Genomic DNA, 15,241 nt, shown 5'->3' on the forward strand with positions numbered 1-15,241 from the left:
AATGATGAAAAGCCCTTACTCAGGGCTTTTCATCATTATCTATATCTTTATTTCCTTGCAGCTTTCACTACAAATGATACAATAAGAATTAATACGATTGCTCCTAATAATGCTGGCACGACATGAATTCCACCAAATGATGGCCCAAAAGATCCAAATAATCTACCACCTAACGAAGCACCTAATAAACCTGCGATAATATTTCCGAGCATACCGCCTGGGAAATTTTTACCTGTTATAGAACTAGCAACTGCACCTATAATAGCACCAACTATTAATGTGATAATCCATCCCATCTTTAGTCCTCCATTTCTATTATAGTCTGTATGCTCAAATACAAGAGTAGCAAAACTCTTATATAAGATTACAAATTCATTTACACTAACCATATTCTACTATAGAAACAAACGAAAGAGTAATATATGTAAGGAGATACATATATTATATGCAAAAAAGAAAATCATTGTCAAACTTACCCAAAAATCAATTATATTAATATACCATATTCAAAGGAGGCTTCACTATCTATGATTCTTAAGTTAAATGCCACTTCTTTTGAAGTTGCATCATCCATTTTACAAGTTCAAATTCCATCTTATAAAGTTGAAGCAGATTATTTAAACAGTACTGCAATCCCCCGTTTATATGATACTGTAAACGATATTCAAAATTGCGGTGAAACATTCTATGGATATTTTTCTGAAAATAAACTTGTCGGCTTTATTTCTTTTATGCAAGAAGAACAGCTAATTGATATTCACCGACTAGTTGTATCGCCTGATTTTTTTCAAAAAGGAATTGCAACGAAACTCTTAAGTTATATATTTAACATGTTCCCTTCTTCCATGGCATATATTGTACAAACAGGTAAAGCGAATACCCCTGCTATTGCATTATATAAAAAACACGGCTTCATTGAAGTAACCGATATAACAATTACCGATCGTATGATTCTTACACAACTAAAGAGACAGAAAACATAAAATAGTTTGACTCATTAGTTTATTTATGTTATCTTTTACTTTATAATACCTTTTGCTGAGTCCAAATTTTGGAGCGGGGGAACCATTTTTGTAGCAATGCTACTTGGGGCGAATCTTTTTTAAGTAGGGATACTCTCACTTCCCGAGTCCGACAGCTAACCTCGTAAGCGTAATGGGAGAGGAAGGTGCTTTTTGCCTATGTTACACAGTATACCTCCTTAACTATAAAATCTGGAATCGATATCATTTTAGAGACCTATATTTATAGAAAAGGAGAGATGTATTATGTTACGTTTATCTGATCACGCAATAAAAATGATGGAGCAAAGACTTCGACTCGAACAACACCGCACATATCAAGCAAATAAAGTTGTAGATAACTTACATCACAAATACTTTTTCCAACATATTTTTCAACCAAAAAGATAAGTACTGACCTTTAACAAAATACAGCGCACACTAAAAAAGCGTGCGCTGTATTTTTCATTTTCTTGCCTTCACAATAAAAGTAGTCGGCACCATTCTAGCTTTATATAAAGAATAATATTTCGTAGACGGCTCAGCTAGTTCTTCATCAAACGAGCTCGATGGTTCAGGCTCTTCTATTCTCTCAATTTTAAATCTCACTCTATTTAACTCATTTATGTATGTACTTATTTTTCTCTTATATAATGTCGCTTGTACATTTTCTCCTTTAAATGTTTCAAACGTAATAGGCGTTTCCTCATGATAAGAAGACTTTATAGCAACTTCTTCTGTACCATACTGTAAGTTTGAATATACTGGGTGCTCCCAACTAAAAATAAAACTTCCTCTTGGCTTTACATATGAATAAATCAGTTCCAACGTTTTTCTTAAATCCGAAGTCCAACCTAATGCATAAATGGAATATACAATATCAAAATACCCTTTCGGAATATCTCCTTCCTCTTCCATTGCTCCGCATATTAACTTTGGATTCCAATCCTTTAACGTCTTATTCGCTATTTCAATTTGTGCACTCGAAAGATCAAGCCCCCATAATTCCTCTGCCCCTTGTTCCGCCATATATTACAACGAATGCCCACTTCCACATCCAATATTAAGTACCTTTTTATCTTTAATTGAATCTCATCTTCAGACGCCGTATACGGTCCATATTTCGGTAAACAATCCACTTGAAAGAAATAAGGTGCAACTGTATCCCAACACTTTTTATTTAAAGCTAACATTTGCGTACCTTTCATATTCTACATTCCCCCATCCATTTTGCTTTCTCTAATATTAATTACATATCATAACCAGATCGCCCTTTTCTCTTCGCCCGGTAGTTTTTCACTTTCGCAATCGTACCGCATGCTCTTCCTCCTTCTTCTCCAGCATACATACCGCACCATCTTTTACTTCCATTTCGCGAATGATCATAAAATACCCAGCGACAATCCGGACATGCTTTTAACCTTCCCCACACATTTTCTTGAATTGACATTAACACAATGTTTAATACTTTTGTATACACATTCTCTTCATATACTGGTTCATATGTAATACCTTTCATATCTTCCTTTATATGTACATGAAATGGGTATTTTTCTAACCATTTTTGCAATGATCCTTCGCCTTCAATTGTCATCCGAATATCTTCTCGAAAACCTCTTAATTCCTCTATCGTATGAAACGGAAACTCTTCATGAAAATATTTATTCATAAATTGCTTTATATTATCTTCTGTTTGCAGCAAATCAATTGCTTCTCTCGTATCATTTGGTATTCTCCATGTATTTAAAAATTCTCGAATATATTCTAATTCATGTGGTGCGTTCTGATTCAATTCCATTCACCTTCTTCTTAAAATTTACTTTTTTCTGACTTTATGTATAATTATAATATAAAATAGTTAACCATTAAATTATTTTACCGGTTACAATATTAGGAGGAGTTTTATGAAAAGTTTCTCAATACCGATACGTTTCATGCTTATTTCTTCATTCTTTATGTCTTTTGGGTATTTTGCAGTATACGCATTTTTAGCTATTTATCTATTAACCTTTCTTCATTTTTCTGCTGTCCAAGTAGGAACAGTATTGACGGTTATGACCATCACATCACGAGTTATCCCATTATTCTCAGGGTTAATTGCTGACAAAATAGGCTGTATCATCATGATGATAGCCGGATTATTTTTAAGAGGAATCGGATTTATCGCTTTAGGAATATGCTCTGATTTCTATACAATTTCTATTTCTTCTGCACTTATTGGCTTCGGAACCGCATTTTACGAACCTGCTGCTCGCGCCATATTCGGCTCACAACCAGCTCATATGAGAAAAAATTTATTTACATATTTAAACCTGAGTTTTAATTGCGGTGCAATAATTGGACCAATTGCAGGAGGATTCTTACTCTTACTCGATCCCATCTATGCTTTCTTTCTAACAGGATCACTTATGCTGTTATTCGCTTTTATCTTTTACTTACTTAAAAATCACTTCCAAGTCACTACTGAAAACACATCTATTACATTAGGAATACAGGCTATCTTACAAAACAAGCCTTTTCTTCTGTTTTCATTTATCATGATTTTTTTCTATATTATGTTTACTCAGCTTACTGTCGCACTTCCACTTCATATGAAAAACATTAGTAATAGCAACCAGCTTGCTACACTCATTATTACGATAAATGCAATAACAGGCGTTATATTTATGGTGTTATTTCGAAAACTATTTCACAAATACAACACGCTGTCGATTATTAAATACGGTATTTTATTAATGGGCATTTCCTTTTTACTCATCCCTTTATTCCAGCACCCCTATTGGTTATTTATTTGTGTAATTTTATTTACAATTGGTGAAACACTCGTATTACCTAACGCTGATATCGCTATTGCAAATTACAGTAACGAATCATATACAGCTACTTACTTCGGATTCTATCAACTATCACTCGCATTTGGTTTTATCATCGGTAATTATACCGGTACATCTTTTACATCCAACTTAAACGGAATGTATACACCATGGCTTATTTTCGGCGGAATAGGACTTATTGGTTTTATTTCACTACATATTTTAAATATAAAAAAAGGATTACCTAAGGAGGATATATACCTATGTAATGATACGAAACATCTTTAACAAATTTCAGTCGAGATGGTACCTTTAGACAAGCGACCTATAATAAAAAAATTCGACCGTCATGTTTGACAGTCGAATCTTTTTATTCTTCATATTCAAGATGATTATGTCTTTTACAACCAAATAAATAGCAACCCCCTATATAATCAGTTTCAAATTCTAATCCTGGAACGTATCCAGATTTGATACGTTCTATCATTGTTTTATAACAATTATTCTCTTCTGTATATTCCTCAATTAACTCTTTCTTATCGTTTTCTGTCCAGTTTTCTTCTACTTCTTCATTCTGAACATCTTCTATTTCTGCTGTTTTCGCTTCGATAGATTCCCGTATAACTTCATTTATACGCGTGAAATTATTAGCTTTATATAGAGCATAAACAAATCTACCCATCCAATTTGGGCTTTTCCAATATTCTTTGTATCCCTTTTCGAACCATTCAATTGCTTCTTTATAGCAATTCAACTCAACATATAAATCTGCTACATTAATTTCCCCTACAAAATTATCAGATTCCCTGTTAAAAGCATCTAACTTCTCTTTCGCTTCTGTCGTTCGCCCTAAATCAATTAAACATTTTACATAGTTATACATTATAATGTCCGAATCCCCTGCAACTCGCAAGAAAAATTCCGAAGCTTTTTCCAGCTCTCCAAGGTTATAATGAGCTACAGCTACATTGTGATATGCTTCATTGGATGGTTGAATCAAAATAGACTTTTGTAATACTTCTTTCGCTTCTTCCCACTTTTTTTATTTTATGTAAATTTCCCCTAAGATGTTATAAGGAAAGTATGAGGAAGGATTCAACTTAACAACTTCTTTTATTAATTCAAGAGCTTTATCATCATTCTCTTCCTCATAAAAGTACATCCAAGCAAGATTATTGAGAGATTGTACACCTCTAGATTCATGTACCGCTCGTTGAAATAGTTCCATTGCTTTCTCATATTCATTTTGTTCAAACATTTCAATTGCCTTCTCGTTAATGTTCAAGTAACTACCTCCGAAGTGAATGAATTCATCTATTCCATATTATTATTTTAAAATGTAACAATTTTAATTTCCATAAAAAATAAGTTCACTTCGTATTAAGTTCTTTCTCCTATCTACATTTCATCATATATTTGGATATCCAATTCGTAATGATTTTAACAACACCGCTTTCGAAAGAAAATATATATCTACTGTAAAAATACTGATTTACAACAATAAGTAAACTTTTCAATCTCTCTTAAACTGGATATACACCCTGTTACATTTTACATATTATGGTACAATTAAAATAAGTACTAGCTAAACATTTACGCTCCACACTAGCATTCTAGCAATGCCAAAATCAAAAATCACTTGAAATTGGGGGATGTTATGAAAAAGAAATTAATTGTTCTTCTATTCATCGGAATCATATTATCAGGATGTTCAACTATAGCAGAAAATTCTTTAGAAACCGGAAACGGAAGTATGGAATTATTAACACCAACGATTACAACAAAAGATAATGAATTAGAAATTAAGACGGAAGGTATTGATGAAAATAAAGTAACTTTTATTTATGTCGCTAATAAAAAAGTATTGGAACAAAAAATAAAGAATAGTGAATCCTACAAACTTGATATTACAGGTATCAATGATGCTCATAGGACAGACTACAAGCCAAAAGTTCAACTTTTGCAGACTAAGGATGATAATAAAGATGGAGAGATGATAACTTTTAAGCAAGTTAGATATACAGTTAAAAAAAATTAATTTTAGAGTTATTTCATTATAAATGTAACGTACGAAAATATACTTTTAACAGAGGGTAAATGTAAGGGGTGCTAACATGAAAAAACGATGGATTTCTTGGTGGATTGGTAACATATTTTGGATTATCCTTTTTGGATTGTGGGCAGCTATTATTTGGCTACGAGATGTCGATGGTGCTGGTGTTACTCAAACATCCGAAATTAAATCAATATCACTTATTGTTTTATTAATCGCGTTTATCATACCGATATTTATTCAAGTTATATGGCTAATCATTAATTTGAGGGTTAGTAGAAAAAACAATTATACGATTTAGTTTTTTAAATTAACAGATACATACTTTTTATAAAAAAGAGAGGAATCTAATTCGATTCCTCTCTTTTACATATGTGATTATGCCGTGCTTTTAAAGCGGCACTATTCCCTTTTTACGATGCATGATCGTCTTTCTTCTTCTTCAACAACGCTCTCTTCTTCATCGCCTTCGTTAAATATCCGCCTTTAAACGAACGGATTTCATAAGAAGACATAAACGCTTTCGGTGCAATTTCATTAATAATTTCTAAAAGTTCTTTCTCTCTAGAGCGCTTTGCAACGATATCTAAGCGATAACGTATAGAATTAATTCCTTCACCTTCAAATACTGTAACGCCAAATCCACAGTGACGTAATTCATCTACTAATTCATTACAACGGTCTAGTAAACTAACTTGATACGTAATATATCCAATTGCTAATTTATTCTCTATATAACCGCCTAATAATAGTCCCGCACTAAAGCCGATGACATAGGCAACGATGTTCATCCAATTTGATAAATCTTGAAACACAATCCCTAAACTGACAATGTAAATAGCTCCTTCTAACAATCCTACACCAGCAGCGGATCTTGTTTGATTCTTTACAAGCAAAATCGTTCGGATTGTTAATACTGGAACATATATAATTTGAAGCACAAAAATAAGTAACGCTTGTAACATTGGTATCCACCTCTTTCAAAAAGTCTTTTGTCATGATAACATACATAAGCTTTAGAAATCGATGGGTTTTTAAATTTTTTCAAATTATTTTTCGTACTATTGAAAAACCGAAAAAAGAAGCGTATTATATTTGTCGTTAATTTGATTCCTGTCATTCACTCGCTTAAATAAAAAAGGAACCCCATTAGGCCCCTTTTATTATAGCTCTATGTTTTTAGAAGCCTTTTCTCTTCGCTTCTCTTCTTCCTTTACTAACTGTATATTTGCATAAGCTAAATTCGCAATCATTAAAAAGTGACCACCTAAAATACCTGTACCAAATGCCCACATTTCCATTTCATGCTCAATTTCATACATAATGATAGCCCCTAAAATTGCAGCTGCAAACCGGTTTAAAACCCCTAATCCAGGGGCCTTTTCTTTCAGTACGATACTTCTTCCTAGTTTCTCCACTCTACGAGCTAATAACCAAAGACAGTATGCACTTACAGCTCATCCAATACCGAACCCTGTCACTTGTTTTCCAAACGGAGTAATCGTCCACATAAGTAGTAAACCACTAAAGATCGCATACAATTGTAATCGATATACACGTAAGGCTACTTGAATCAAAATATCCGCTCCTAATTCCTCATTTTTTATACTTTAGAAGAAAAGCAGCAACTTACACAGTTGCTGCTTTCTCTTCTTCTTGTTCATAATCCATTTTGCGAATTTCAACACGTTTAATTTGATAAGCGTCTTTTTCTAACACTTTAAATTCATAACCTTCTGCTTCAACATGTTGTCCTTCTTCAATTTCATGATTTTGCATCATAATCCATCCACCGATTGTATCCACATCTTCTTCTTCAATGTGTAATCCAAACAGATCTTTTACTTCTGAGATAAGCACTTTTCCATCAACAATTTTATGGTACTCGTTCACATGTTGAATTGGTGGTGCTTCATCTTCATCATATTCGTCACGAATTTCGCCGACGATTTCCTCCAAAATGTCTTCAAGCGTTACAATTCCTGCTGTTCCTCCGTACTCATCATATAAAACAGCCATCGGAATTCGCTTTTTCTGCATTTGCAGTAATAAATCGTGAATTGGAGTCGTTTCCATCACTTCAATAATCGGACGCATATACGAGCGAATTGATGATAAATCTTTTTGATCCTCGGTCATATATCGAATAAAGAAATCTTTTACATTGACCATACCGATAATATCATCTTTATCTTCTCCAAAAATCGGATAACGTGTATATCGCTCATTTTGGATTACTTTCATGTGTTGTTCTACTGAATCTTCAAGGTAGAAACCAACGATTTCTGTTCGCGGTACCATAATCTCTTTTGCAATACGATTATCAAATTCAAAAATGTTATTTACATACTTGTATTCAGCTTGATTAATTTCGCCACTTTCGTAACTCTCTGAAAGGATAAGGCGTAATTCTTCTTCTGTATGAGCTACTTCATGTTCTGAAGCTGGTTTTAAACCGAATAAGCCAGTTACAACACGAGCTGAGCCGTTCAATACCCAAATAAATGGATACATGATTTTATAGAACATCATTAACGGCGCCGCCAATAACAACGTTACTTTTTCAGCCTTTTGAATTGCCATCGTTTTCGGAGCTAATTCTCCAACTACAACGTGTAAATATGTCATTAGCATAAAAGCAAGACCAAAAGTTAATACTGATGAGATAGAAGGGTTTATGTTCCATTTCTCAAATAACGGGTGTAATAACTTTTCGATTGTCGGTTCACCTAACCAACCTAATCCCATAGCTGTAACTGTAATACCTAATTGACAAGCAGATAAATATTCATCTAAATTTGTTGTTACCTTTTTCGCTGCTAAAGCACCGCGTTTCCCTTCCGCAACAAGCTGATCAATACGACTTGAACGTACTTTTACAATCGCAAACTCTGCTGCTACGAAAAATCCAGTAAATGCGATTAAAATCGCAACCATGACTAAATTAAATATTTCCAATGAATCCCCTTAGTTAAAAAACTAAGGTGTCCACCTCCTGTATACTATAATGTTTTCTTATTTGTTCGTTAGAAAACATAGCCCGATACAAAAATTAAAGAGGTCGGATTTCACTTATTCTATAATAATAGAGCAAGTGTCTGTATTAAAGCTGTCGTTTGACATGATAAAGATTTCGATATTTTTTCACGTTGTGAATCAGTCAATCCATCTAAAAGCGGCTTTAACTCTGTTAACTCTGCTTCTAATCGATGAATATGGTCTGTCACTTCATTCACTTGTTTCGAAACGTGTTCATTGATACCGAGCAGCTTCTTCTTCTCCTCGATTTTCTCTTTAATCTCACAAAGCGGCATATGCATTTCTTTGCACTTCTCAATAAATTGTAATGTCTCAAATGCTGTTTCGTCGTAATAGCGATAATTAGATTGAGATCGCTCCGCTTTCAAGATACCTAGATTCGTATAATAATCAATCGTTCGTTTCGACACGTGAGCCATGAGAGCCAACTGTCCGATTCGATACACCTTCCCAACGATCTTCCCCCCTTGTTTATATTACTACAATCATACAACACATAAACTGTACAGTCAAACGTGACGGTTTGTTGTTGACAATTTATACAACCTTACAAGATCCACCTACTATTACACCCGTAATTTACGGCTATACAATAAAATTACTAAACTATTACCTAATCACTATATAGCCCACACCTTTTAACCTTTCTTATTTAAAAGCATATCCTACTAATAATGATTGCCTGTATAGGAGGAGATTGACATAAAAAGGACTATCATTTCTCATTTTTATAACGAAGAGTATTTACTCCCATGGTGGCTTATGCATCACACAAAAATATTCGATCACGGCATTTTAATTAATAGAGGTTCTACTGATCGTTCCGTAGAGATTTGTAAACTACTCGCACCCCACTGGGAAGTGCGAGACTCCAGATTTCTTGAGTTTGATCCAACTAATACTGATATTGAAGTGATGGAAATTGAAAGAGAAGTTTCAGGTTGGAAAATCGTTTTAAATACTACAGAGTTCTTTTGTTGTAATAATAAAGAAGAGTTTTTCTCATCTCTTCATACACTAGGACAAAATATGTATGCGATTAGAATGATTTTAATGATAGATAGTCATATTTACAATTATTCAAAGCCAAGATATTCTATCCCATTAGTAGAACAACGATACCACGGTGTCTTCCCTTATAACCCAAAACTCGGGTGTGCTTGGAGATTTATTCATAATCATCTAGATGGTGCATATTTACCTGGTAGACATTATTCACGGCACGGGAATATAGTTTATGACTACCCTTCATTTATTTTAAAATTTTATTTTAGCCCTTGGAATGAACAGTCCAAGGCAAGAAAATTACAAATTACACCTACCCTTTCAAAAATGGGTATTCAAATGGGACTTCAAACACATTACGGTCAATCTCCTGAAGAATTGGAAACCCGTTTTTTAGAACTTAGTAACGTAACACAAGACCTCCGTAATAATCCTGAATATCAAGAATTATTTCCAAAGTTCAAACCTTAATGTTTTCTGCCTTGCCATCACCTCACACAATTTCATCCGTTTAATCAAAAACAATCTCATTTGCATAAAATATGAATACTGTATATATAATAAATTTTTATTTTAGGAGGAAAAAATGAAAGCTGTTATTCTTGCTGGTGGGTACGGTACAAGAATTGGGGAAGAAACACATTTAAAACCAAAACCTATAATTGAAATTGGAACGAAACCTATTCTATGGCACATTATGAGTTTGTATAGTCATTACGGGATTACTGAGTTTATTATTTGCTTAGGCTATAAAGGATATGCAATTAAAGAGTTCTTTCTAAATTACAACTTACACATGTCCGATTTCACAATACATTTAAGCGATAACACAATTACTAGCCACTCTCATCGTGTAGAACCATGGAAAGTTACATTAATCGATACTGGTCTTAATACCGAAACGGGTGGACGAGTGAAAAAGATTCAAAACTATGTCGGAGACGAACCTTTCTGCCTCACTTATGGCGATGGATTAAGTAATGTAAATATAAAAGAACTGATTGCATTTCATAAAAAACACGGAAAAATGGCTACTGTTACTGCCGTACAACCTCCTGGTAGATTTGGTTCTCTCATATTAGATAAACAGTCTGTAACATCTTTTCAAGAGAAACCACTAGGTGATGGTGGATGGGTTAACGGTGGGTTTTTTGTTTTAAATCATGATATTTTCAATTACATTAGTGGAGATAAGTCTGTTTTTGAAACCGAAACTTTAGTTCAGTTAGTCAACAAAAATGAACTGGCAGCATTTCAACATACTGGTTTTTGGCATCCAATGGATACATTACGTGATAAGAATAAATTAGTCGAGTTATGGGAAAATAATAACGCTCCATGGAAGGTCTGGTAATATGACTTCATCATCTTTTTGGAATAAGAAAAAAGTATTTATTACAGGACATACTGGCTTTAAAGGCTCATGGCTCACCCTTTTTTTAACTTCTTTAGGCGCAGAAGTAATCGGCTATTCTTCTCATCCTCCATCCATCCCTAACCTTTTTGAACAATGTAACGTAGCGAAAGAGTGCACAACAATGAAAGGAGATATTACAGATTACGATTCTTTATTACATGCCATTGGGCAACATAAACCCGACATTATATTTCATTTAGCAGCTCAACCAATCGTCACCACTTCATACAAAGATCCTATTGAAACATTTAAAACGAATGTTTTAGGTACTGTTCACGTACTAGAAGTAGCAAAGTACGTCGAAAGCGTACGTCTCATTATTAATGTGACAAGCGATAAATGTTATGAGAATGATGGGAGCGGTAATCGAGCATTTGTAGAATCCGACCGTTTAGGGGGCTATGATCCATACAGTGCTAGTAAAGCTTGTGCTGAATTAGTTGCAACATCGTATCAAAAATCTTTTTTTCACACGAACACCCTTTCACTCGCCTCAGTAAGGGCAGGCAATGTCATCGGTGGTGGTGATTGGGCAGAAAATCGCTTATTCCCAGATATCATTCGTGCATATTTACAAGACCATCCTTTAAGTATTCGAAACAAAAATGCTATCCGACCGTGGCAACACGTTTTGGATCCTTTACATGGATATATCCTTTTAGCTGAGAAACTTTGGAAGCATAAAGAGTATGCAGAAGCATGGAATTTCGGACCAATTAACGAGGCTAACAGAACCGTCCATGATGTCATTCAATCTGTAATAAAATTATGGAATAAACCATTAACAATACTTTCTCCCACTATAAATACTCCTTATGAATCACCTATTTTAACACTCGATAGTACAAAAGCAGTAAATAAACTAGGCTGGACTCCTAAGCTATCAACAGAAACTGCTATCGCTTGGACCGTTGAATGGTACGAAAAACATGCATCCGGTGAAAATATAGAATCGTTCACACGACAACAAATCGAAGCATTCAAAAATTTATAAGGGGGCTATAAAATGGAACAGAAAAAATGCCGTTTTTGCCACTCATTACTAACAAATACGTTTTTAGATTTAGGCGTCTCCCCTCTCGCCAACTCATTTATAGCCCCAAAAAACTCATATAAAATGGAACCTTTTTATCCGCTGCACACATTTGTTTGTAATTCTTGTTTACTTGTGCAATTAGATGAATTTGAATCGCCTAATAATATTTTCCATGATTATTTATACTTCAGTTCTTATTCCTCAAGTTGGCTACAGCATGCCAAACAATACGTAGAAATGGCAATTGAGCGATTCCATTTAACGAAAAATTCGCAGGTAATTGAAATCGCAAGTAACGATGGGTATTTATTGCAATACTTTCTTAAAGAAAACATCAATACGTTAGGAATTGAGCCAGCAAAAAATGTAGCAGCAATCGCAATTCAAAAAGGAATTCCTACAAATGTGAACTTTTTCAGTAACGACTTAGCAAAAAAATTACCACAAGCTGATTTAATCGTCGCAAATAACGTACTAGCACACGTTCCGAACTTGCATGATTTTGTCGCTGGCCTAAAAACATTATTAAAACGAGATGGTACGATAACAATTGAATTCCCCCACCTATTAAACCTTATATCTTTTAAGCAGTTCGATACTATCTATCATGAGCACTTCTCCTACTTCTCACTTATAAGCCTTCAAAAAATTTTAGCACATCATCATTTACAAATTGTTGATGTAGAAGAACTTTCAACTCACGGTGGTTCATTGCGTATTTTCATAAAACATCTAAGCGCCCAATCAACTATCCATTCCAATGTTACAAATTTAATCCAAAAAGAAGTAGATCACGGGCTAGATACATTAGATTGCTATCTCCTTTTTTCTAAACGAGTGGAACAATTGAAAATAAATATTTTAAAGTTTTTTATTGAAGCGAAAGCTTTAAACAAGCAAATTATCGGCTACGGCGCTCCAGCTAAAGGAAACACCCTTTTGAATTATTGCGGGATAGGTAAAGAATTTCTAGCGTATACAGTAGATAAAAATCCTCACAAACAAAATCTCCTTTTACCAGGAACTCGTATTCCAATAAAGTCTCCAGAAGAAATTAAACGTACAAAACCAGATTACATTCTCATACTTCCTTGGAATTTGAAAGACGAAATTATGAAGGAATGCTCTTTCATTCGTGAATGGGGTGGCAAATTTTTAGTAACTGTTCCAGAAGTTGAGGTGATTGAACTATGAAGAAGATCCTTGTAACAGGTGGTAGTGGATGGATAGGTAAATATGTTGTACATTCCCTTATACAAAAAGGGTATGAAGTTCACGCCACATATAATAGAAATAAACCGTCTCACCTTTCCTGCCATTGGCATAAAGTAAACTTGCTTTGTGATGACGAAGTAAAACAATTTATTTCAGACATTAAGCCTAGCGACCTCATTCATTTAGCTTGGGAAGCGGTTCCTCCTGCATGCTACGTATCCATTAATAATTTCTATTGGCTAAAGTCCAGTATCTCATTAATTCAACACTTTACAGCATGCGGTGGAAAACGTGTCGTTGTAGCAGGTACTGGCGCAGAGTACGAGTGGTTTAACGGTATTCTATTTGAAGATTCTCCGCTTCTTTCCTATAAAAACCCGTATTCATTATGTAAAAATGCACTACACTCCTGGTTACATTCGTATGCACAACAAACCAGCCTCAGCGTATGTTGGGGACGAATTTTTCATATGTATGGCCCTCATGAGCACGGCAATCGACTCATTTCTAACATTATCACTTCTTTATTAAAAAACGAGGAAGCTCTATGTACACATGGAAAACAATCAAGAGATTTCCTCCATGTGGGTGACGTCGCTAACGCTCTTGTCACATTATTAAACTGCAACGTTACAGGCACAATCAATATCGCTTCTGGTCACTCTGTACAAATTAAAGAATTAGCTTCTATCATTGCTAAAAAAATAGGAAAAGAAAATTTAATTAAACTAGGCGCTATCCCTTTTCCTAAAGATGAACCTTTATTCGTCGGCGTGAATGTGGAACGTTTAACAACTGAAGTAAACTGGAAACCAACATACGATTTAAATACAGGAATTGAAGAAACAATTTTATGGTGGGAATCATTTATACAAAAACATACCGATATGCAGCACTAAAACGTAAATCTTGCGCTCCTCTCGCTAAATCCTTATACCATTCTTCTAATTTTTCCGGCGTAATAATATGGTGCGTACCCATTCCTCCATGCTTACTAGCTTCAGAAAGCGTCGGACCAATTTGTAACTTTCTCTTTCTCATCGCATCGTTCCACGGACTAAACCCAAACCATAATATACAAGCAAGAGGCGGATAGATCATAGATTCATGCGCTGATAAATGTCTTCCAACCGTATAACTTCCGTGTTCATGATTATGAATAAATCTACCTCTTCTCCATAACGGCCAATCTTCTGGTAAATAACCGTGAAATCGCTGTTTCATTAAAGGGATTCCAAAGTTAAGGTCCGGATAATTATATTTAGGATCATCAACCATAATAAGCCCTTCCAGCCAATACATCCTCCCTCCCAATTCATTTAGCGATTTCCAAAACTGATTTTTATCTTGCACACAAAGAAACTCAGTCGTATTTAAAATCATTTTCCATCCTTTTACTTCTTGTTCTACCCTCATCACTTCATGATCTGTCGCAAATGCATCAAACTCTGGATTTACAGAATCTCGTACTTCCCAATGCGGTGCGAACTTCTTACAAATTTCGACTGAACGATCTGTAGAACCTTTATTAATTAAAATGCCATGATCAAACAGTTTCGTATGATGAATAAGCCACCATGGTAATAAATACTCTTCATTATAAAAATGAGAGATAACGGTTGTAGTAATGTAAATCTCCTCCTCTTTCTCTATCAATCTATT

General features: G+C 34.5%; 16 protein-coding genes, 3 pseudogenes and 1 riboswitch. Of the genes and pseudogenes, 10 read left to right on the forward strand and 9 right to left on the reverse strand.

The features are described from left to right. Positions 1 to 47: 47 nt before the first annotated feature. Positions 48 to 296, reverse strand: a complete 249-nt coding sequence (locus tag MHH42_RS16550) for a GlsB/YeaQ/YmgE family stress response membrane protein (RefSeq protein ID WP_070173522.1) — start codon at positions 294 to 296, stop codon at positions 48 to 50. A gap of 231 nt (positions 297 to 527) precedes the next feature. Here MHH42_RS16550 and MHH42_RS16555 point away from each other — a divergent pair, with 231 nt between their 5' ends. Next, complete coding sequence (locus MHH42_RS16555; protein WP_000601223.1) at positions 528 to 983, forward strand: GNAT family N-acetyltransferase; 456 nt, start codon at positions 528 to 530, stop codon at positions 981 to 983. Between the two features lie 43 nt (positions 984 to 1,026). Further along, a riboswitch (cyclic di-AMP (ydaO/yuaA leader) is annotated at positions 1,027 to 1,169 on the forward strand. A gap of 99 nt (positions 1,170 to 1,268) precedes the next feature. After that, entirely contained in the window at positions 1,269 to 1,412 is a 144-nt protein-coding gene (locus MHH42_RS16560; protein WP_000945246.1) for a hypothetical protein, read from the forward strand. 54 nt (positions 1,413 to 1,466) lie between these two features. On the opposite strand, the pseudogene MHH42_RS16565 reads toward MHH42_RS16560, so the two are convergent. Together MHH42_RS16565 and MHH42_RS16570 are read right to left on the reverse strand one after the other, a co-directional pair. After that, a pseudogene (locus MHH42_RS16565) lies at positions 1,467 to 2,209 on the reverse strand (class I SAM-dependent methyltransferase). Between the two features lie 41 nt (positions 2,210 to 2,250). After that, positions 2,251 to 2,793: a CGNR zinc finger domain-containing protein gene (locus MHH42_RS16570; protein WP_002093554.1), complete on the reverse strand. Its 543-nt coding sequence runs from the start codon at positions 2,791 to 2,793 to the stop codon at positions 2,251 to 2,253. A gap of 112 nt (positions 2,794 to 2,905) precedes the next feature. Between MHH42_RS16570 and MHH42_RS16575 the strand changes: the two genes are divergently transcribed. Beyond that, positions 2,906 to 4,102: an MDR family MFS transporter gene (locus MHH42_RS16575; protein ID WP_070173524.1), complete on the forward strand. Its 1,197-nt coding sequence runs from the start codon at positions 2,906 to 2,908 to the stop codon at positions 4,100 to 4,102. 82 nt (positions 4,103 to 4,184) lie between these two features. Here the strand turns inward: MHH42_RS16575 and MHH42_RS16580 are convergent. Beyond that, positions 4,185 to 5,099, reverse strand: a pseudogene (locus MHH42_RS16580) (tetratricopeptide repeat protein). A gap of 372 nt (positions 5,100 to 5,471) precedes the next feature. On the opposite strand from MHH42_RS16580, the gene MHH42_RS16585 reads away from it, so the two are divergent. Together MHH42_RS16585 and MHH42_RS16590 are read left to right on the forward strand one after the other, a co-directional pair. Next, positions 5,472 to 5,852 (forward strand): hypothetical protein, encoded by a 381-nt coding sequence (locus tag MHH42_RS16585; RefSeq protein ID WP_000727885.1) that lies wholly within the window; start codon positions 5,472 to 5,474, stop codon positions 5,850 to 5,852. A gap of 76 nt (positions 5,853 to 5,928) precedes the next feature. Next, positions 5,929 to 6,168, forward strand: a complete 240-nt coding sequence (locus MHH42_RS16590; protein WP_000747671.1) for a DUF3923 family protein — start codon at positions 5,929 to 5,931, stop codon at positions 6,166 to 6,168. Between the two features lie 112 nt (positions 6,169 to 6,280). On the opposite strand, the gene MHH42_RS16595 is transcribed toward MHH42_RS16590, so the two are convergent. The 4 genes and pseudogenes from MHH42_RS16595 to MHH42_RS16610 all read right to left on the reverse strand — a co-directional run bounded on the left by MHH42_RS16595 (position 6,281) and on the right by MHH42_RS16610 (position 9,325). Beyond that, the gene (locus MHH42_RS16595; RefSeq protein WP_000938448.1) at positions 6,281 to 6,832 is read right to left on the reverse strand and encodes a DUF2179 domain-containing protein; all 552 of its coding nucleotides are present in this window, start codon (positions 6,830 to 6,832) and stop codon (positions 6,281 to 6,283) included. A 198-nt stretch (positions 6,833 to 7,030) separates the two neighbouring features. After that, positions 7,031 to 7,444 (reverse strand): annotated as a pseudogene (locus tag MHH42_RS16600) (ATP synthase subunit I). A 52-nt stretch (positions 7,445 to 7,496) separates the two neighbouring features. Beyond that, entirely contained in the window at positions 7,497 to 8,825 is a 1,329-nt protein-coding gene (locus MHH42_RS16605; RefSeq protein WP_043322100.1) for a hemolysin family protein, read from the reverse strand. 119 nt (positions 8,826 to 8,944) lie between these two features. Beyond that, on the reverse strand, positions 8,945 to 9,325 hold the full coding sequence (locus MHH42_RS16610) for a MerR family transcriptional regulator (protein WP_002044232.1): 381 nt from the start codon (positions 9,323 to 9,325) through the stop codon (positions 8,945 to 8,947). Positions 9,326 to 9,668: 343 nt separating this feature from the next. Between MHH42_RS16610 and MHH42_RS16615 the strand changes: the two genes are divergently transcribed. From MHH42_RS16615 to MHH42_RS16635, 5 genes are all read left to right on the forward strand, one after another. Continuing rightward, entirely contained in the window at positions 9,669 to 10,382 is a 714-nt protein-coding gene (locus MHH42_RS16615) for a hypothetical protein (protein ID WP_000546526.1), read from the forward strand. Between the two features lie 115 nt (positions 10,383 to 10,497). Then, complete coding sequence (gene rfbF / locus MHH42_RS16620) at positions 10,498 to 11,265, forward strand: glucose-1-phosphate cytidylyltransferase (RefSeq protein ID WP_070173526.1); 768 nt, start codon at positions 10,498 to 10,500, stop codon at positions 11,263 to 11,265. 1 nt (position 11,266) lies between these two features. Continuing rightward, a complete protein-coding gene (gene rfbG, locus MHH42_RS16625) occupies positions 11,267 to 12,322 on the forward strand; it encodes a CDP-glucose 4,6-dehydratase (RefSeq protein ID WP_070173527.1) in 1,056 nt (351 codons plus the stop codon). 12 nt (positions 12,323 to 12,334) lie between these two features. Next, positions 12,335 to 13,558, forward strand: a complete 1,224-nt coding sequence (locus tag MHH42_RS16630; RefSeq protein WP_097837331.1) for a class I SAM-dependent methyltransferase — start codon at positions 12,335 to 12,337, stop codon at positions 13,556 to 13,558. Further along, entirely contained in the window at positions 13,555 to 14,478 is a 924-nt protein-coding gene (locus MHH42_RS16635; RefSeq protein WP_070173529.1) for an NAD-dependent epimerase/dehydratase family protein, read from the forward strand. The genes MHH42_RS16630 and MHH42_RS16635 overlap by 4 nt, the downstream gene beginning before the upstream one ends. On the opposite strand, the gene MHH42_RS16640 is transcribed toward MHH42_RS16635, so the two are convergent. After that, positions 14,447 to 15,235: a glycosyltransferase family 2 protein gene (locus tag MHH42_RS16640; RefSeq protein WP_070173530.1), complete on the reverse strand. Its 789-nt coding sequence runs from the start codon at positions 15,233 to 15,235 to the stop codon at positions 14,447 to 14,449. The genes MHH42_RS16635 and MHH42_RS16640 overlap by 32 nt on opposite strands. Positions 15,236 to 15,241: the final 6 nt, after the last annotated feature.

Source organism: Bacillus sp. FSL L8-0099 (assembly GCF_038006385.1).
Lineage (GTDB): Bacteria > Bacillota > Bacilli > Bacillales > Bacillaceae_G > Bacillus_A > Bacillus_A toyonensis.

Excerpts from the sequence above, each read along its gene's own strand:
- MHH42_RS16550 (WP_070173522.1), bottom strand. The coding sequence starts at position 296 with ATGGGATGGATTATCACATTAATAGTTGGTGCTATTATAGGTGCAGTT.
- MHH42_RS16555 (WP_000601223.1), top strand. The coding sequence starts at position 528 with ATGATTCTTAAGTTAAATGCCACTTCTTTTGAAGTTGCATCATCCATT.
- MHH42_RS16560 (WP_000945246.1), top strand. The coding sequence starts at position 1,269 with ATGTTACGTTTATCTGATCACGCAATAAAAATGATGGAGCAAAGACTT.
- MHH42_RS16575 (WP_070173524.1), top strand. The coding sequence starts at position 2,906 with ATGAAAAGTTTCTCAATACCGATACGTTTCATGCTTATTTCTTCATTC.
- MHH42_RS16585 (WP_000727885.1), top strand. The coding sequence starts at position 5,472 with ATGAAAAAGAAATTAATTGTTCTTCTATTCATCGGAATCATATTATCA.
- MHH42_RS16590 (WP_000747671.1), top strand. The coding sequence starts at position 5,929 with ATGAAAAAACGATGGATTTCTTGGTGGATTGGTAACATATTTTGGATT.
- MHH42_RS16595 (WP_000938448.1), bottom strand. The coding sequence starts at position 6,832 with ATGTTACAAGCGTTACTTATTTTTGTGCTTCAAATTATATATGTTCCA.
- MHH42_RS16610 (WP_002044232.1), bottom strand. The coding sequence starts at position 9,325 with ATGGCTCACGTGTCGAAACGAACGATTGATTATTATACGAATCTAGGT.
- MHH42_RS16615 (WP_000546526.1), top strand. The coding sequence starts at position 9,669 with ATGCATCACACAAAAATATTCGATCACGGCATTTTAATTAATAGAGGT.
- rfbF (WP_070173526.1), top strand. The coding sequence starts at position 10,498 with ATGAAAGCTGTTATTCTTGCTGGTGGGTACGGTACAAGAATTGGGGAA.
- rfbG (WP_070173527.1), top strand. The coding sequence starts at position 11,267 with ATGACTTCATCATCTTTTTGGAATAAGAAAAAAGTATTTATTACAGGA.
- MHH42_RS16630 (WP_097837331.1), top strand. The coding sequence starts at position 12,335 with ATGGAACAGAAAAAATGCCGTTTTTGCCACTCATTACTAACAAATACG.
- MHH42_RS16635 (WP_070173529.1), top strand. The coding sequence starts at position 13,555 with ATGAAGAAGATCCTTGTAACAGGTGGTAGTGGATGGATAGGTAAATAT.